Below are 17,399 nucleotides of genomic sequence, written 5' to 3' on the forward strand. Positions count from 1 at the left end.
TTCATTTGACCGAGTGGTAACATTAATACCAACAAGAAAGAATTCAGGTCGTGAGGGAGACTGAAATGAACAAGGGAACTTCGATTAAGAAGATGGCTGCTTGTGGGGTTGCTGCCGCAGCTTTGATTCCTGCTGGCGTGCTCACCGCACAGGCTGCCGAAGGGCTGTCCAATGATGGTGTGCAGACCACTGTTCAGATTCAGGCTCGCACGACCGAGGTTAGCGGAAACCTAGCCGCTAACGATGTTGATGCTTCGGCTTATGCGGCCAACAATCTCTCCGCGATTGACCGCATGGGCGGCGCCGGTTCCCTTGCCGGAATCGTTATCTTGGGTGGTATCGGCGCGGCCGGTGCTATTAGCCTTACACGTTCCTTCATGATCGGGTAGATCCTCTTACTACCTGATAAAAACCCCGGGCACCCCTCAACTGCCCGGGGTTTTTCATATCCCTTTGCCGCCTACTAAAAGCAACTAAAGGCTAGGGGGAAGATGCTGGTAGTATAGAAGCAAAAAGGACTAGCAATGCCTTCTTCTCAGTTAGATCCCTTTGCGCCGACAGGAGTACAGTTCCGGCCAGTTTCTTTGGAGCTTATAAAAGTGCGCCTGGCAGCAGTGGCATTTTTCCTGCTCTGCTCAGCGGCGGTAGTGATTATTTTATTTTTCCTACTTCCTCAAAAGTGGATTGGTCTGCTGTTAATCGCGACAGTGGTGGCGATAGCGCTTTGGCTGCTGTGGCTGATTCCCCGGCAAGTTCGCGCGATGGGCTGGGCAGTTACTGGAACTGACCTGCAGATTCGTAAGGGAATAATGTTTAAGTCCCTAACGGTGGTTCCCTTGGGTCGGCTGCAATATGTGGATGTAGAAGAAGGTCCCATTGCCCGCCATTTTGGAATAGCGCAGGTAAAACTGCATACTGCCTCGGCAAGTACCGATGCGCAGCTACCGGGGATACCCCGCGAACAAGCCGCACAGCTACGTGAACAGATTGCAGATCTGGCTGAAAGCAACCTCGAGGGAATTTAAATGGCTGATCAGAAGCTAAACTTTAATCTTTCGGATTCTGAGGAAGTCTCCAAAGGATTTCCTACCCTGGCGCTCGGGGAAGGGGGGCAGCCAGGGGAACCCGCCGGTAGGAGCGATGCGGGCGCTAGGAATCAAAACTCCACTTGGCGGCGAGTACACTGGCTCACCCCGTTGCTGCAGGTGTGGCAGGCGCTAGTAGTAATCGTGGTGGTGGCGTTAACACAATCGCTAAATAGCCTGATTATGCTGGTTAAGAATCTCCGGGAAAATGTACCGGGACACCCGGGAGTATTACTGCTGGTAATAGTGGTACCGCTGGCAATTCTCGCCCTACTTTGGGGCTATCTTTATTTCGCGTGGCGGGCAACCTCCTGGAAAATAACCGCCGAGGACGTGCAGTATCGACGGGGGATCTTCTTTAAGAAACACCGGAAGATTCCTTTAGACCGAGTGCAATCCGTCGACGCGTATCGTCCCTTCTTAGCGCGGCTTTGCGGGGTGGGGGAGCTGCGAATCGAGGCGGCAGGCGGCAGTGGATCCCGAGTACAGATTCAGTTCCTAGCCAATAAGTATTTAGATGGTGCGCGCCGGGAAGTAGTATCCCGTATCGCCGGACGGCAGAGCGCCGAACCGCAGATACTGGGGGAGCGGTCAAAGGGCGTAGCTGGAACCGAGCTGTTTGCGGAGGACGATTACCAACTAGACCGCGATGAGTATGAAGTTTATCGGGTTTCACCAGGGCGTCTGATCGCCTCCGTGCTGTTGACTTCGCAAACGGTCTGGTTGCTGATAATGGCGCTGATTGTGGCGATTGGCGCTATCGTACTGTTCATCATGGCAGATCTAACTGTGCAAGGGTTAGTCGCGGGAAGCCTTATCCCCACCATTATTTCCATTGGAATTATTCCCCTGATGATACTGTCTTATGCCTGGTCACGTTTTAACTCCGGTTTCAATTTCAGCGCCAATATCACTCACGATGGGATTCGGATTACTTCGGGTCTGCTGGCGCTAAAGTCGCAGACGTTGCCGCCAGGACGTATTCATGCCATCCGATTTATCCAACCGCTACTGTGGAGACCTTTCGGCTGGTGGCAAGCTGAAGTTACTCTAGCCGGACACGGAGTGGAAACCAGCGGCAACCAAAAGAAACAAGCTGCCGACAATCTACTTTTGCCAGCGGGAACCTTGGAGCAAGCAAAAGTTATTTTACAGATGGCGATCCGAGATTTAGGAGCCAGTGAGGGCGCAGCAACCGACAGGCTACTGCAGGCGGCTTTTAACGGCAAGAACTCAGATTCGGAATCGAAAGTTATATTCACTCCTTGCAGCGAAAAAGCCAAGATTCTAGATCCCCTTGCGCGCTTTCGTCGCGCCTTTGCTGCCACCGCGACCGTGCTTATCTACCGTGACGGGTGGCTGCGGCGCAAAGTTACCTTCACACCCCACGAACGCGCCCAATCGGTTACTACCAGCGCTGGCCCCATTCAGCGAAGCCTAGGACTGGCGGGTGTGCGCCTAGATTTAGTACCCGGTAGCGCCCAGATGAAAGTTCCACACCTAGATGCAGCGTTGGCAGCTCAACTTGCTGAACATGAACTGGCGGTCTCGAAAATACGTTCCCAAGTGGAGCCGAATGCCCAGTGGGCGGAGCGCATGCTGCAAACCCTCCGCCCTACCGGACAATAATTGCGACGTGCTTGCGTGCGGGGCTGGCTCAATAAAAGTACTCCAGGGAACCCCATTTTTCTCGCTTCAGCGTGAATGAAGATTGATAACAGGAGGCTAAAAAGCGTGTTTCCGACTAAAAAAGATGGTGACAACGCGTGTGCCTCTGACCTGAATCCGGCGGTGAAAGCGTAAAACTTTCGCAAACTAGGATTCCTCCGCGTGGGATTGCGATGGGATGTAGAGCGAAATGGCAAAATCTGAACACAAGGTTATGATGGCAGGATGAAAGATACCTGCCGGGTGTTTGCTCGTGACGTAAAGCGGATCTTTGCGGTTCCACGATCCTTGATTATCGTAATCGGCATCTTGGTTACTCCAGCTCTGTACACTTGGCTGAATATTTTGGCCTTCTGGAACCCCTACACCGTGACGGAAAACCTGCCCATAGCGGTAGTGAATAACGATGTGGGAACGGAATCTGCACTGACAGGCCAGCTAAATGTTGGCAATCTCGTAGTCGAACAATTGTCAGAGAATGAACAGCTCGGCTGGCAGTTTACAGATCAACGCACAGCCACTCATAAAATCAGAGCCGGGGAAGTTTATGCTACTTTCGTTATTCCCAAGACCTTTAGTAAAGATTTAGTTGCTATTTTCAGTGGCGAGCGTCACCAGCCGAGTATCAACTACTACGTAAATGAAAAGAAAGGCGCTATTGCGCCCAAAATTACTGATGTCGGAGCAAATGAACTCGATATTCAAATCACGTCAACTTTTCGGGGGCAGGTCGGGGAGGCCATTGCACAGGCTTTGCGTGACGGCGGGTTGAAGATTGACGCGAATGTAGTCGGTGCTGAGGGAAGTGCTTTAGACGCCTTGAGCGGTATCAACCGTGATCTGACCGATGCGCAAGGCATCTTGGATTCCGCCAGTGCATCTTTGACGGATTCTTTACAAACCATGAAAAAAGTCCGGGTAGCGCTGGCTGCAGCTGATCCTGCATTGTGTGACGTTTCCGCGGCCTTGGCAGATGCCCAAGGCGTTTTAAGGACGGTTGTCTCCGATGCTTCTGAATTTTCTGTCATAGCTGGGGAAGCCAGTATTAACGCTCAAAAGGCACTCAGTGAGTCCTCAGCGGCGGCGAGTTCGGCGGTATCGAATGCGAAGAATAGACTCACAGAAATAGACTCACAGTTGCAATCCAGTATTCAGCGTACAAATGCTTCGATAGCGAAAATACGTGATCAGATTGCGATTTTGGAAGGATTCCCCCAGACGCAAAAGCTCGCTGGGCAGCTGAACGCCCAACTGAATGAGATGGAAGATCTGCTGTCCAGGGTTGGGAAAACCGGGTCAGATGCGGCAAAAACAAGCAAGGATTTTAAGGCACTTATGACAGCCTTTGATCAGGCTCTTACCGATGCGCAACGTAGTGCCACTGGTCTGCGTGAACAGTCCGCCCAGACCGCATCCACATTAAACTCCCGGGTGACGCAGCTGTCGGCGCAGCTGGGAGCCATAAAATCTGCGGTGGGTACCGCACGGATTTCTCTCAAAGAACTTTCGGCTCTGACTCACGGAATTGATGACCAGATCGTGGACACCCAAAAGGTACTTGAGCAGGTGCAAGGCAATCTGGGCGCGCTTTCCGGTGCGGCAAGCGGAGCGCAAACCGATGTGGCGACTCTGGCTACCGCGCTACAGACAGGACCCTTGAAAACCGTCATTGGTTTGGAACCGACCAATATCGGACGCTATCTGACCTCACCGGTAAAATTCGACCAGCAAACGCTTTTTCCCATCAACTCTTATGGTTCGGGAATGGCTGCCATGTTCATCAATCTTTCCCTGTGGATTGGCGCGCTTATCCTGGTCATAATTTTCCGGGTTGAAGTCGATAAAGAAGGCTTTGACTGGCTGAGTTTACGCTCGGCATATCTGGGACGATTCATGCTCTCCGGCGTGCTGTCTATAGGGCAGGGATTAATTGTCAGTGTGGGCAGTTTGCTGCTGGGAGTGCAGGCAGCCAACATTCCCGCTTTTATTGCTACTTCTATGCTGATCGGACCGTGTTATTTGGCAATTATTTATGCCTTGGCAGCTGCGTTCAGCCATGTGGGACGCGCCTTGGCAATCTTGCTGGTGGTATTACAGATTCCCGGTGCCTCGGGCATCTATCCGATTGAGCTTATGCCCAGGTTCTTCCGGCTGCTTTCCCCGATGCTCCCGTTTTCATACGGCATCGATGCGATGCGAGAGACTATCGGCGGGTTCTATCACGGGCATTACTGGCACGCGATGGCGATTTTATTGCTTATGAGTGTAACCATGTTCCTTCTGGGGTATGTGGGGAGGCGTCGGTTCGGTTACTTTACCCAGCTCTTTTATGATGATTTGGCTCGCACTGAACTGGTCGTGAATGAAGACGTTCAGTTGCAAAGCCGCGGTTATCGCTTGAGTAACATCATTGCACTGCTCGCGAACCGGAAAGAATTTTCCACTCGTATCCGGCGACGTCAAGAAGAGTTTAATGCCCGCTATCCCGCTTTGATTAAGGGACTGAGTAGCGTGGGAATTTTGGGATTAGTTGTACTCGGAATGATTTCCTGGCTCACCTCCGCCAGTAAGCCAGTGCTCTTGGGGATACTAGCGATTTGGGGAGTGGCCATCATGGGGACTCTGGTTGGCGTAGTGGTACTCAAGAGCTCCATCGAACGAGCCGAGAGACTGTCGCATCTGACGGAAGATGAACTTTTCGAGAGCCTAGCTCGCCAGCGCGAAACGAATGTTAGCAAAACCGAGAATCGCTCGGAGCCCCTGAGCAGCGAACATCAGCACAGTCGCAGTAAACGTCGCCTCATTAACTCCTCTGTGCGGGCAGATACCGCGGATGAAAGTTCCGAGAAGCCGGCGGGACAAGCCGATGCCTCCGCAACTAGCGAGGAGACACGATGAACGAAGTACTTTTCATCATCCGAGACGACTTCCGTCAGATTCGCGGCAGTATCATGGTTCGGATTTCCCTGGTTTTATTGATTGCCGTTCCCTTGTTCTTCACCTGGTTCAACGTCCTGGCGACCTGGGATCCCTTCTCAAATTCGGGACGACTGAAGATTGCCGTTGCCAACACTGATGAGGGTTACACCAGCAAAATACTGAACGTCAAAGTCAACGTAGGGAATACGGTACTCAAGGAACTGGCAGTAAATGACCAGTTCGATTGGGTAATAACCAGCAAAGATAAGGCTTTGGAGGGTGCGCGTTCGGGGGAATATTACGCGACAATTGTGTTACCACCGGATTTTTCCCAGTCCATGTTTACCTTCTATGCCGGCGGAGCTGCCCCCGCAAATATCACGTTGCACACCAACGAAAAAAAGAATCCGCTGTCAGCCAATCTCACCACGCAAGGCGCTCAGGGGGTAACTGCGCAGATCAACACGACTTTTTCGCAAACCTTGGCAGAAGTCGCGGTGAGTATTGCTGAGGACGTGTCTTCTTATCTGGACACTGCCGACACTCAGGCTGCTCTAGATCGGCTGAGTAACCGCCTCGAAACCCTCTCTGCGGAACTAGATTCCGGGGCGAACACCCTTAGTTCCCTGTCTACTTTGATAGGTTCAGCGATACCACTGGCTACTGGGGCAAAACAGTTGGCAGCAGGGGTGCAGGACTCCTTTGAGAAGGCTGTTGACTCCACATTTGTTTCCGGGGGCAATCGTACCGGCGGAACAACCGATCCCTTTGCGGCTGTCTCTGCTCGGCTCGATGATGCCGTGCGACTGGCAGCAGGTAATATTTCCGACCTGCAAAAACAGTTAGACAGTTTGCTGGATTCGGCTAATAGTACCAGCCAGAGCAGTGCGGCAACAGTCGAAAAGCTTAAGACCTTGCTGGATAAACAAATCACTGGCTTCCAACATACGAGGGACGCACTCGGGCAGGCATTGGGGCCGGACGGGGCGGATTTAGAGGGGAAGGATCCGACCGTCGACCGATTCCTAGCTGAGCTGGACGCGGCGATTGCTCGCCAACAAATTCTGTCCGAACGACTGGGCAGTACCGCGGCTGACCTGCGCAGAGGAGTAACTATCGATTCTGACCTGAGAAAGAAAGCCCGCCAAGCCATAGCAGACGCGCAACAGGCCATTGAAACTGCTCGATCCAATTATCAGAAAAACTTGCAGCCAAAGATTGAGAGCCTACGTACAAACCTGGATTCTGCCGGAAAAAATGTGAAGGTTTTCCGTTCCTATCTGCAGGCGGTGCAAACTGACCTGTCGGAAAGCGCAGGCGGAATGATTGCTAGTATGCGCAGTTCCCAAAAGAGTCTGAACAATACCGCGAAGAGGATGCGTGACGGAGCCAGCCGCTTGAATCAGACTCGTCAGCAGATTGCCTCCACCCGGGCACAAAGTGACTTGAACAAAATCGCCACCACCTTGGGAGCTGAACCCAAAGATTTTGCCCGCCTAATTTCTTCCCCCATAGAGTTAAAACGCAATGCAGTGTTCCCAGTCGTCACCTTTGGGGTGGGTATGGCTCCGCTTTTTACTGTGATAGCCCTCTGGGTGGGTGCGCTCCTGGCGGGGGTTTTCCTGCGCGCTGAGGTCTCTGAGAATGTGGGTAAACGCTACCTCGCGAGCATTGAACCCCGCAAAGATCCGGATGCAGACGCTGATGTTGATACGAATGCGCAGGAATTATCCCGGTCGGAAGAGACGGATGCAGAAGATATCGAAACAGCATCGACTCCAGTTGCGAAATCAGCTCCGAAAGCCGTGGCAAAAAAGCCTATATTCACCGGGGCTCAGGAGTACCTAGGTCGTTACTTTATGTTCTGGGTAATCGGGATGGCGCAATCGACATTGCTGATGATCGGGCTGATTGTGTTCGTGGAGATTGAACCGGCGCATCCCTTCCTTTTGATTTTAGCAGGCTGGGTTATTTCCACCGTCTTTACCATTATCGTTTATACGCTGGTCGTGGCGCTTTACAATGCGGGTAAAGCCTTAGCGGTGGTGTTGCTGGTGTTACAGATTTCTGCGGCTGGCGGAGCCTATCCACTGGAACTGCTACCACAATGGTTCCAAAACATCAGTCCCTGGCTCCCCGCCACTTATGCGATTAACCTGATGCGTTCAGCTATCGCCGGAATTTATGCAGGGGACTTTGCCTATAACCTGGTGATGATCCTGATGTTTGTGATTCCGAACTTGCTCCTCGGGATGGTTTTGCGACGTACGATTGCCGGGCGCATCCACGATATGACCAAAGAGGTTGAAAAAACGAAAGTCATGTAGCCCGGGTGCACACCGCGCGCCTCCCAATCAGTCCAGCACGGGAATAGGTTTTTCCTCCCGCCCAATAATTCGGAAAACGTAGCGGCGTTTTCCGAATTCTTATGCCCACCGCGCCCACTCGGATAAAACCTAGCCTCCTCGCAAAACGAGCGCACTTAGCTAGCTACTTAACCGTGCGAAAGCTGTGGCTGCTTTAGCGCTAATAAGCAGGTGTGTACGCGGAGAAAGGTCGGCGCTGATTGCAACAGGGGCGGGGGAAAAGTTTTATCCGAGTCGGCTAGGCGGGCGTTAAATCCGAAAAGGCAAGCCTTTTCGGATTTTGGGCAGGAGGAAAAACTCAGCCTCCTCGCGCCCTGGCAGCCCCGCTCCCAGGCACAATCAGCTAGGAAGGTTTTCTTTGGCTTGGTGAGTGCGCTGGTCGTAATCTTCTACGCTGTTGTTCGATTCCCCACCCAGCGGGGATGACATCAGAGGAACTTTCTTGAAGGTTAGCGCCGGGTCGTAGGGCATGGGGCGCTGACCTTTCCGACGCGCGGCGGAAATAATGGTCGCCACCCAGGAAAGTAGCGTCCAGATTGCCAATACCATTAGCGCCTTGCCCAAATGCAGATCTCCGCCAGCAATTGCGGCGCGGATAGTACGTGCCACATGGGTCATGGGGAGCAGCGGGCTGAGGAACTGGAAGAACTTAGGGGCAGTTTCTACCGGGAAAGTAGCTCCGGTAGAGGTGATTTGCAGGCAGAGCAGGACTACTGACAGGGCGCGTCCTCGGTACCCGAGGGCAGCTACACAGGCTTGGTTTACTGCCACGAATCCGATAGAGGCTAATACTGCTATCAAGATTAAAGCCCCAAAGTTTTGGGCGTTCAGCTTCAAGAATAGTTGCAGCCCGGTCACTACTGTAATCGCCTGTAGCGCCCCGAAGAGCGCCCCGATGGACATAGAGCGGAAACCGCAGCGCCAGAAGCTCTCCTGGGGGCGGCGCCGCAAATCTAGAGCCGGGAAGATCAGGAAGATAGCAATCCCGCCAATCCATAAACATAGCGCCATAAAGAAGGGGGCAAACCCGGCGCCGTTATCATGCACTGGGTTTTCCCGTACAGATTTTACGTCTGCTACTCCACTGGCGGCTCGAGAAACTTTTTCTGCTTGCCCGCGGTCAACAGTGGGAATCTGTTTGGCACCGTCACGCAGTCCTTCTTCCAGGCTATTGGCGCCTTCAGTCAGTTTATCGATTCCGGTAGAGAGCTGTTTGCCGCCTTCGGAGGCTTTACCGGCTCCCTGGGAAAGGGAATCGAGACCGCCGCTGAGGGCGCCTGCCCCGGCGCGCAGTTGGGCAGAATTTTTATCTAAAGTTGCCGCCCCGGAAGCGAGTTTCCCTACCCCTTGTTGCGCCTGGTCTAAACCATTCGCCAAGGCATAAGTACCATCCTTTAGTGTCGGTTTTTGTTTTCCTATTTGCCCCTGTGGGGTGAGGGCGGTTTGCCGGCTAAGTTCATTAACACCCTGTTCTGCTGCGCTGAGTTTCGCCTTCATTTGTTGCGGATCCACCTGGGAAAGCTTGTCTACCATTGCCAGCAGACCTTGACCTTTGGTGATATTTTCTGACAGTTGCTGCAGGGTGATGCCCTGTTTTTTCGCCAAATCAGTAAGCAGTTGACACTGCGGGAATGACGGAAGTGCAGGTGGAGGCACTTGCGCACATTTTTCTACCGCTTGTTTAAGCTCATTCAACAATTGGTTTATTTTGGTGGTATCAACCCCAGAATTTGCTAGGGGAGCCAGCATATCAACCAGTTCGTTCCCATTTTTTGCCAGCTCACTAACCTCAGGTTGCATGGCAGCCACCTGCTGGTGAATCTGGTCGATGCCGCCGTCAACTTGCTTGGCGCCAGCAGCCAGCTGCGGCATATTCCCATTTAGCTGCCCCAGACCGGAGTTGAGACTGGAAACCCCGCCGGTATAGGCGGTGACACCATCGCGCAGCTTCAGGGCGCCATTGCGGATTTTAACGCTGCCATCAGCCAGTTCACCCAAACCCACTACTAGGGTGTCGGATCCGTTTCCTAGTTGATTTCCACCTTCGCTAAGTTGTCCGGCGCCAGAGGCGGCATCAAGGAACCCTTCTTTAAGAGGGGCGGTGGAAAGTAAAAGTTGATCAATATATCCGGCTGCTCCCTCGTGAGATAAAGCGGCTTGCAGTGCCAAAGCAGCGGAGGTTGCCATCGTGCCTTGCAGGTAGTTCACCGAATCATCGGTACGCAACTCTAACTGAGCTTTCTTTTCGGGAACCGGTGTTTGCGGGTCGGCAAGTTTTGCGTAAGAACTGGACAAATTGTTGGGGATCAGCAGTAACGCCTTATAGGTGCCGTCCTTGAGCCCCGATTTTGCCTGGGGGAGGGAGGCTTTTGTCCAGTCGAAGCCTGGGGCATCATCTTTATAGAGTTCTTTTTCCAGACTATCGCCCAGGTTGAGGGTTTTTTCACCATTAGCGCTGTCAGCAGTAGCTGGCTGATCCAGGTTTACCACCGCGGCTTTTAGGAGATTGACGCGCTGCATCGGATCTTCGTAAGCCCAGGTAAACAGCCCGGAATACATTAATGGAATCACCAGGATGCCAAGAATTACCACCACGTTGGAAAGAGTGTTCCAACGGTATTTCTTTCCCATCGTGCCTCCCAATTTAATTGGCTTACTTCTTTTCTAAACGGTTACGGTACACCTGTGTATCTAATGGTGTTAATTGCCGGACTGTCCTACTTTCTGGTAGTAAACCAGTTTCCAGCGACAATCCCCGGATCTGGGGCGAAAATCACTATCGGAGCGCGCCTCATCTACCTGCCAAAGCTGCGAAGAAATTTGGGGAGCATGGGCGTATCCGGGCTGGTCACCCACATCTAAATCCAGATAGGTAACCGCCAGTTCATCAGCTACCGCCATCCCTTCCTCGTAAAGGCGCGCCCCACCGGTAATCCAACATTTTGCTGCTCCTGAAGCCTCCGCTAGCTGAGTTGCCTGAGAAAGGGAGGACGCCACCTGCGCGTCCTCGGCCTGGTATCCCGCCTGGGAAGTTAGCACGATATTCAGCCGCCCCGGTAGGGGACGTTTTCCCAAGGCTTCAAAGGAGCGGCGTCCCATAATAATTGGGCTGCCCATAGTGGTGGCTTTGAAATGCTTAAAATCAGCGGGAACGTGCCAAAGCATCTTTTTGCCATCCCCGATAACTCGGTGCGCTGCCTGCGCCCAAATCATGCCCACCTTCATTGTTTGCCTCCTAAACCGCTATCGGAGCTTTAATGGTCGGATGGTGGCGATAGTTCTCAATCTCGATGTCTTCCCACTTATACGCATAAGGATTGTCGGCGCGACGCAAATGCAGAGTGGGGAAGGGATAAGGTTCGCGGGATAGCTGCTCGCGTACCTGCTCCACATGGTTGTTATAAATATGGCAGTCCCCGCCGGTCCAAATCAGTTCTCCCACTTCCAGCCCGGTTTGCTGCGCCAGGATATGGGTGAGCAACGAATAGGAAGCGATATTAAAAGGTACGCCCAGGAACATATCGCACGAGCGCTGATAAACCTGCAAAGACAAGCGACCGTCCGCCACATAAGCTTGAAATAGCAGGTGGCAGGGGGCAAGTGCCATTTTATCCAGCTCGGAAACATTCCAGGCTGATACCAGCATTCGGCGCGAGGAGGGATCATTCTTAATGGTAGATAGCAGTTGCTCAATCTGGTCGATATTGCCATGAGGGCTGGGCCAAGAACGCCACTGCACCCCGTAAACCGGCCCTAGTTCGCCCTCTTCATTCGCCCAATCATCCCAAATATGGACATTTTTTTCCTGTAGCGGATGCACATTAGAAGTGCCGGATAAGAACCAGAACAATTCTTCGGCAACTCCTCGCATAAATACCCGCTTAGTGGTAATTAAGGGGAAAGATTCTGCCAGGTTATAGCGCAACTGGGCTCCGAAAAGTGAGCGGGTTCCAGTTCCGGTACGATCCGCTTTCTTGCTGCCAGTTTCTAAAATTTTAGCCAGTAAATCCTCGTATTGCCTGTCCGTCACGCGTCCTCACCTTTCGCTAGTCGTTGCCCATATTCTAGCCGGACAGGGGCTTCTTTTGCTTGGGGGCAGGCTTCCTGGACAATAAAGAAGATTATCTTAGGGAAATAAACGAGGACGCGCGCCCTGATACCCCCTTAGTCAGCGAAAAAATCTTCCCCTATGTTCGCACGGGTAGGATTGGAGGTGAGATCAATTACCGGAGCCAGCTCCACCAATAAATCGCTAACAGAGGCATCCCGGGATTCTCCCAGGGCAGTTTGCAGCCCCTTGACGGTGCGCTGGGCAACCGCCTTACCAGATAGATACCCCACTCCGGCACCAATTCCGAAGGGAATTAGTCGCCCAAACATTCTGCCCGCAGTGCGATGCGCCAGTTTCTTTGAGGCATATTTCATTAGCGCCTTATTTACTTGCCCCAAAGTAGGGGAAGAAAGATTCTTTAGAGAAGCACGCGCCCAATTAAGGGTACGTAGCCCCAGCTGGTCAGAAACAATCTCTGCGCCCTGCTCTCCTAGCAGGCTGGACAGTACCAGTGCGCGGCGCTGCTCGCGGTCTTTCGGGCGTACCCCGTGCAGGCGAGAAACTCCCAAAATATAGCTGGTGGTCTGCACTGCGTAGACTGCCAGCTCTCCGGCGGTCAGCCCCAGGGCAATCCCGGTTCCACTGCCTGGTACCGCTGCCCCTGCCCCCACTGCCGAAGAGGCGTAAGCGGTGCGCTTAATGTACTGCTTATTTAAAATATCCTCTAATTCTTGCAAGTCAGCTTGGGGATGGGTTTTAACTAACCTCAACAGCTTATTGTCGATGTATTCGCTGGGGATATCGAGAACCGCGTCTATTACTTCCCCAAGGTTAGAGGCTTGGCGGGCTTTCGCCATTGCCTCCCGCATTGCCGTGGCCATCTGTTTTTGGGAGGCTCGGCTAGCGGGCTTGAAAAACTTAGGAACTTTGCGCTCGAACATTTGGGGTATTCTCCTGGCGTGCTGGAAATTGAAACTGGGTAGAATCAAAATTACTTGTTGTTATCAGGTTAGCCGCCTCGGCTGTAAGTGGCGACCTTCAAGAAAAAATAGGTCGAAAGAAAGGGATAAGGCTTGCGTGATTTTGAGGTGGTAATCGAGTATCCAGACTCCCCAGAGCAGATTTGGCAACTGCTTAACGATTCGGGATTCTTAGAATTTCGCTGGACGCAAATGCCGAAAATCCACTGCCAAGTCCGGGTAGAACCGGCGGGGGCGAGAACTTGGGCAACGCGAGCAAAAGTCGATATTGCACAGATGAAAGCATCTTCTCCATACGGGAAGTTGCTTCCAGACCAGTTAATAATCGAAGTGGTAGAGGACTGGGGGGACAATCCGGCTCCGGGGCTGGTAGCGCAAGGTGAATTCCGGGTACGCCTGGAAAAAGTTCCTTTGCGAGTACAGGCTGAAACCACTTTAGAGCCTGCCGGCGGAGGCAAGAATAAAACTCTGCGGCGAGTCAGTGGAAATATCAGTGTAGACATTCCCTTTATTGGCGGAAAGGTGGAACGAGAAATTCTTTCTTACCTGCAGGATTTTGCTCGCGGGGAAGAGGACGCGGCGGCGCGTTGGCTTGCTCAATAAACTTGCTAAATCGCTCCTAGATTTGTCCTTGTCTCAGCTCCGCCGCGCCCTAGCATAGACTAAGAGCCGTGAGCGGAATGCGGGAACTAATTCTCCGATATGGAAAGAATCTATCGGAAGACGATATTGCCCATCTTCATATGTTAGTGGGGGACTGGCAGGTGTTATCTGATATTGCCAGCGCCGACCTGATTTTATGGATTCCTGATGACCGGGGACGTTACCTGGCGATTGCCCACACCCGCCCGGCCACTGGTTTTACTATTCACCTTGATGACGTGGTGGGGTTGGCGGCTTCCCCGATGCGCTCAGGAATGCTGTCTGCTGCCTTTGCCCCCGACTCTAAGCCGGCGGTTCCCGAGGTGCGTTGGGCAGGATCCTATTCGGTGATTGCCAGCGCACTGCCAGTCAGACATGAAGGTCGGATAGTGGCAGCGCTGACTTTAGAAGTTAATATTCAATCACTGCGGGTCTTTGAGCAGCAAGAACAATGGTTTCATCAGACCGCTAAATTGATTTGCGAGATGATTTCTCGGGGTGTTTTTCCCTCTGCTTCGGTTCCTCCTACTAGCATGCACGGGATGCCCCGCCTGATTGATGGTGCCATCAGCCTCGATGCTGAGGGGCGAGTATTAGAATTAACCCCGAATGCTCGTTCCTGTTTGCGCCGTTTAGGGCTGCGCGAAGAGGTTAACGGCGAGGTACTGGCGGAGTTAATAACCGAGGTAGTCCAAGATCAATCCCAGGTAGATGAGGCTTTACCGGTAGTGATAATGGGGAAAGCCTCTTGGGTGGCGGAAGTGGAGTCACCGGCAGGAACGGTATCTTTCCGAGCGTTGCCTCTCGAAAAAGAGGGGGAACGGGTGGGGGCCCTGTTGCTATGCCGGGATGTAAGCGAGATGCGCCGGCGAGAACGCGAGTTAATGACTAAGGATGCCACTATCCGCGAGATTCATCATCGGGTAAAAAATAATTTGCAAACCGTGTCCGCACTGCTGCGAATGCAGATACGGCGCTCGGATTCCCCGGAAGTAAAGGCGGCGCTGGGGGAGGCAGAGCGGCGGGTAGCTTCGATTGCGCGAGTACACGAAGAGCTATCGCAAACAGTTAATGAAACCGTGGACTTTGACAATATGATTTCCCGTCTGCTGCGCATGGCGGCGGCAATGGCGGCCACCGATCAAGAAGTTAAAACCATTTTTAAGGGTAGTTTTGGGGTAATAGATGCCGATACTGCCTCAGTGCTGGCAGTGGTGATTTCCGAATTGGTGGCTAATGGGGTTGAACACGGTTTAGGCGGAAATGACGGCACCGTCACCCTGGAGGCAAAAAGAGAAGGAAATGAATTAGATGTGTGGGTGCGCGATGATGGCGTAGGTCTGGGCGATAAACCGCTTTCTGGTTTAGGGACTTCGATTGTGCGTACTTTAGTGCGCGGTAACTTGAAAGGCACTATTGATTGGAGCAGCCCGGAGCAGGGGGGAACCCAGGCGCATATTCACGCCCATGTAGAGGAGGAAACTAAATAGATGGGGAAATCGCGTCGTCGGCGGGGCTGGCCAGAGATGCCGCTAGCGCTAGCCGGGAAAGTCATTGATAATCACACCCATCTGCCCCTGTGGGATCAGCAGATTCCCCAGGTAGAGGGAGTGAGGCTGAGTTTAGCGGAACAATTGGAACGCGCCCAGCAAGTGGGGGTCAGCGCCATGATTACTTCGGGCTGCCAGGTGGATGAGCTAGCTGCTACCGTGCGATTGACAGCAGAAAATCCCCAGGTATTTTGCGCGCTAGCGATTCATCCCAATGAGGCGGCGTTGCACGAAAAAGTGGTGGCAACCGCCCCCGATGGGCAAACCTATCAGCTGCAAGAATGGCATCAACGCTATTCCTTAGAGCAGGCAGTCCAGCAGGTATATGAAGCGGCGACCTCCTCGGAAAAAACGGTAGCCATTGGGGAGACCGGCCTGGACTATTTTCGCACTTCCCCTCAGGGACGACAGGCGCAGCAGCGGGGATTTCGGATGCATATATCCCTAGCTAAAGAGTTGGACTTGCCGCTGCAGATTCATGACCGGGAGGCGCACGCCGATACTATCCGGATTTTGCTGGAGGAGGGCGCCCCGGAGCGCACTATTTTCCACTGTTTTAGCGGCGATAAAGAAATGGCCAAGGTGCTGGCTAAACAGGGGTGGTATGCCTCTATTGCCGGGCCGGTTACCTATAACGCCAATCAGTGGCAGCGGGAGGCGGCAGCGGCGATACCGGCTTCCCGGTTGCTGGTAGAAACCGATGCCCCCTATTTAACGCCTCACCCGCACCGGGGGCAGCCGAATGCCTCTTATATGTGTGTATGGACAGTGCGGAAACTGGCGGAAATTACTGGGCGGAGCGAAAGTGATATGTCCGCGCAGCTGCTAAAAAATACCTGCGAAGTTTACGGGGAGAAAGTCGCCGCTTTCGCCCAATAGCAGCCGTTTCATACCGGGCTATAAACCCGGGGTGAGCTACAAAAATAGGGTGTCCTATCCCACCTGCAAATTGTTTCAAAGGGGTAGCTTTTAGATAACAATCGGGTTACAGTGTTGTTGTTGAGGAATTTGTTAATGGTTTCCCGGTTAAACCGAAGCAGCGAGGGTGAAAATGAGCAGGAAACATCGGCGCACTAGCGCGAAAATGACGGCGATTTTCGCCGGGATTTCTGCCGCGATTGTCCTGGGCGGGGGAGTGGCGGTAGCCAGCGAATATAAGACAGTTTCGGTTACGGTTGATGGAGCCACCCGCCAAGTGCAAACCATGAATCGTACGGTAGGGCAAGTAGTTTCCGATATGGGGATCAAGGTTGGGCAATACGATCAAGTGATTCCCGCCCTCGGCAGCCAGATGTCCCGTAACCAAGAGATTAAAATTGTGCATGCCCGCCCGGTGGTGTTGCAGGGAACCAAAGACGCAAAAATCGGTTGGGGAGTGAGCAATCAAGATGCTCCCCAGTTGCAGGCCACTTTTAGGGTTGATGGCGGAGAAGTTAGCGGCTCCTATAAAGAGGGCGCGGATCCGCGGGCAGCGGCGCAGGCAGCGGGGATTGAACTGTCTGCTCTGGATCGCGTGACGGTGGAAAAAACTAGCCAGGATGCAGCTACTATTCGGGTTTCGCGGGTAGAACGCGGGGTGAGTAAAGAAGAAAAAGTTAGTGCCCCTCCGGTTAAAGAAGTTGAAGACAAGAACCTGGAGCCTGGCAAGAAAGTAGTCGAGGACGAGGGTAAAGAAGAAGTCGTAGCGAAAAGTACCTTCGTAGAAAAAGTCGATGGACAAGTGGCTTTTCAGTCCCCCGAACAGGTAACTACCTTGGTTAAGGCCGAGCCTAAGATTGTGCGGGTAGGTCCGGCAGATACTTCGAGTGATATCGACTATGGACCGGTGGTACCCGCCGGGGAAGCCCAAGAAATCGCCCACGAGATGGTGATTGCTCGGGGCTGGTCAGAAAGTGATTTTGCCTGCCTGGTTAATCTGTGGAATCGCGAGTCCGGTTGGAATAGTCGCGCCGAAAATCGCAGTTCCGGGGCGTACGGGATTCCACAATCCCTGCCGGCGAACAAGATGGCCTCTGCCGGGGAAGATTGGCGCACTAATCCGGCTACCCAAATCAGGTGGGGGCTCGATTATATTGCCGGACGCTATGGTAATCCCACCAAGGCTTGGGAGCATTGGAAAAAGGCTAAATCCTATTAGT

Annotated in this window: 13 protein-coding genes; 9 read left to right on the forward strand and 4 right to left on the reverse strand. The window is 53.0% G+C overall.

Annotation, left to right across the window (positions count from 1 at the left end; all coding sequences use genetic code 11):
• The first annotated feature begins 65 nt into the window (after nucleotides 1–65).
• The 5 genes from BQ5456_RS08530 (at nucleotide 66) to BQ5456_RS08550 (ending at nucleotide 7,999) form a co-directional block, all read left to right on the forward strand.
• Nucleotides 66–389, forward strand: a complete 324-nt coding sequence (locus tag BQ5456_RS08530) for a hypothetical protein (protein ID WP_071129596.1) — start codon at nucleotides 66–68, stop codon at nucleotides 387–389.
• A gap of 135 nt (nucleotides 390–524) precedes the next feature.
• Nucleotides 525–1,025 (forward strand): PH domain-containing protein, encoded by a 501-nt coding sequence (locus tag BQ5456_RS08535; protein WP_071129597.1) that lies wholly within the window; start codon nucleotides 525–527, stop codon nucleotides 1,023–1,025.
• The gene (locus tag BQ5456_RS08540; protein WP_071129598.1) at nucleotides 1,026–2,714 is read left to right on the forward strand and encodes a PH domain-containing protein; all 1,689 of its coding nucleotides are present in this window, start codon (nucleotides 1,026–1,028) and stop codon (nucleotides 2,712–2,714) included. It abuts the gene before it with no gap.
• Nucleotides 2,715–2,978: 264 nt separating this feature from the next.
• A complete protein-coding gene (locus tag BQ5456_RS08545; protein WP_071129599.1) occupies nucleotides 2,979–5,651 on the forward strand; it encodes a YhgE/Pip domain-containing protein in 2,673 nt (890 codons plus the stop codon).
• Entirely contained in the window at nucleotides 5,648–7,999 is a 2,352-nt protein-coding gene (locus BQ5456_RS08550; protein ID WP_071129600.1) for a YhgE/Pip domain-containing protein, read from the forward strand. The genes BQ5456_RS08545 and BQ5456_RS08550 overlap by 4 nt, the downstream gene beginning before the upstream one ends.
• Nucleotides 8,000–8,377: 378 nt before the next feature.
• Here BQ5456_RS08550 and BQ5456_RS08555 read toward each other — a convergent pair whose 3' ends face one another.
• The 4 genes from BQ5456_RS08555 to BQ5456_RS08570 form a co-directional block, all read right to left on the reverse strand.
• Nucleotides 8,378–10,669, reverse strand: coding sequence for a YhgE/Pip family protein (locus tag BQ5456_RS08555; protein WP_071129601.1), 2,292 nt, complete (start codon nucleotides 10,667–10,669; stop codon nucleotides 8,378–8,380).
• A 69-nt stretch (nucleotides 10,670–10,738) separates the two neighbouring features.
• Entirely contained in the window at nucleotides 10,739–11,263 is a 525-nt protein-coding gene (locus BQ5456_RS08560; RefSeq protein WP_071129602.1) for a dihydrofolate reductase, read from the reverse strand.
• Between the two features lie 10 nt (nucleotides 11,264–11,273).
• The gene (locus tag BQ5456_RS08565) at nucleotides 11,274–12,068 is read right to left on the reverse strand and encodes a thymidylate synthase (protein ID WP_071129603.1); all 795 of its coding nucleotides are present in this window, start codon (nucleotides 12,066–12,068) and stop codon (nucleotides 11,274–11,276) included.
• A 134-nt stretch (nucleotides 12,069–12,202) separates the two neighbouring features.
• The gene (locus BQ5456_RS08570; protein ID WP_071129604.1) at nucleotides 12,203–13,030 is read right to left on the reverse strand and encodes a hypothetical protein; all 828 of its coding nucleotides are present in this window, start codon (nucleotides 13,028–13,030) and stop codon (nucleotides 12,203–12,205) included.
• Between the two features lie 132 nt (nucleotides 13,031–13,162).
• On the opposite strand from BQ5456_RS08570, the gene BQ5456_RS08575 reads away from it, so the two are divergent.
• The 4 genes from BQ5456_RS08575 (at nucleotide 13,163) to BQ5456_RS08590 (ending at nucleotide 17,398) form a co-directional block, all read left to right on the forward strand.
• Nucleotides 13,163–13,672: a DUF2505 domain-containing protein gene (locus BQ5456_RS08575; RefSeq protein ID WP_071129605.1), complete on the forward strand. Its 510-nt coding sequence runs from the start codon at nucleotides 13,163–13,165 to the stop codon at nucleotides 13,670–13,672.
• A gap of 77 nt (nucleotides 13,673–13,749) precedes the next feature.
• Nucleotides 13,750–15,201, forward strand: coding sequence for a sensor histidine kinase (locus BQ5456_RS08580; protein WP_071129606.1), 1,452 nt, complete (start codon nucleotides 13,750–13,752; stop codon nucleotides 15,199–15,201).
• Nucleotides 15,202–16,140, forward strand: coding sequence for a TatD family hydrolase (locus BQ5456_RS08585; RefSeq protein ID WP_071129607.1), 939 nt, complete (start codon nucleotides 15,202–15,204; stop codon nucleotides 16,138–16,140).
• A 172-nt stretch (nucleotides 16,141–16,312) separates the two neighbouring features.
• Complete coding sequence (locus tag BQ5456_RS08590) at nucleotides 16,313–17,398, forward strand: aggregation-promoting factor C-terminal-like domain-containing protein (RefSeq protein WP_083378444.1); 1,086 nt, start codon at nucleotides 16,313–16,315, stop codon at nucleotides 17,396–17,398.
• Nucleotide 17,399 lies beyond the last annotated feature (1 nt).

Source organism: Varibaculum massiliense (genome assembly GCF_900106855.1).
In the GTDB taxonomy this organism is placed as follows: Bacteria; Actinomycetota; Actinomycetes; order Actinomycetales; family Actinomycetaceae; genus Varibaculum; species Varibaculum massiliense.

What these genes read in the sequence shown, in the direction of transcription:
- BQ5456_RS08530 (WP_071129596.1), top strand. Translation starts at nt 66, where the DNA reads ATGAACAAGGGAACTTCGATTAAGAAGATGGCTGCTTGTGGGGTTGCT.
- BQ5456_RS08535 (WP_071129597.1), top strand. Translation starts at nt 525, where the DNA reads ATGCCTTCTTCTCAGTTAGATCCCTTTGCGCCGACAGGAGTACAGTTC.
- BQ5456_RS08540 (WP_071129598.1), top strand. Translation starts at nt 1,026, where the DNA reads ATGGCTGATCAGAAGCTAAACTTTAATCTTTCGGATTCTGAGGAAGTC.
- BQ5456_RS08545 (WP_071129599.1), top strand. Translation starts at nt 2,979, where the DNA reads ATGAAAGATACCTGCCGGGTGTTTGCTCGTGACGTAAAGCGGATCTTT.
- BQ5456_RS08550 (WP_071129600.1), top strand. Translation starts at nt 5,648, where the DNA reads ATGAACGAAGTACTTTTCATCATCCGAGACGACTTCCGTCAGATTCGC.
- BQ5456_RS08555 (WP_071129601.1), bottom strand. Translation starts at nt 10,669, where the DNA reads ATGGGAAAGAAATACCGTTGGAACACTCTTTCCAACGTGGTGGTAATT.
- BQ5456_RS08560 (WP_071129602.1), bottom strand. Translation starts at nt 11,263, where the DNA reads ATGAAGGTGGGCATGATTTGGGCGCAGGCAGCGCACCGAGTTATCGGG.
- BQ5456_RS08570 (WP_071129604.1), bottom strand. Translation starts at nt 13,030, where the DNA reads ATGTTCGAGCGCAAAGTTCCTAAGTTTTTCAAGCCCGCTAGCCGAGCC.
- BQ5456_RS08580 (WP_071129606.1), top strand. Translation starts at nt 13,750, where the DNA reads ATGCGGGAACTAATTCTCCGATATGGAAAGAATCTATCGGAAGACGAT.
- BQ5456_RS08585 (WP_071129607.1), top strand. Translation starts at nt 15,202, where the DNA reads ATGGGGAAATCGCGTCGTCGGCGGGGCTGGCCAGAGATGCCGCTAGCG.
- BQ5456_RS08590 (WP_083378444.1), top strand. Translation starts at nt 16,313, where the DNA reads ATGAGCAGGAAACATCGGCGCACTAGCGCGAAAATGACGGCGATTTTC.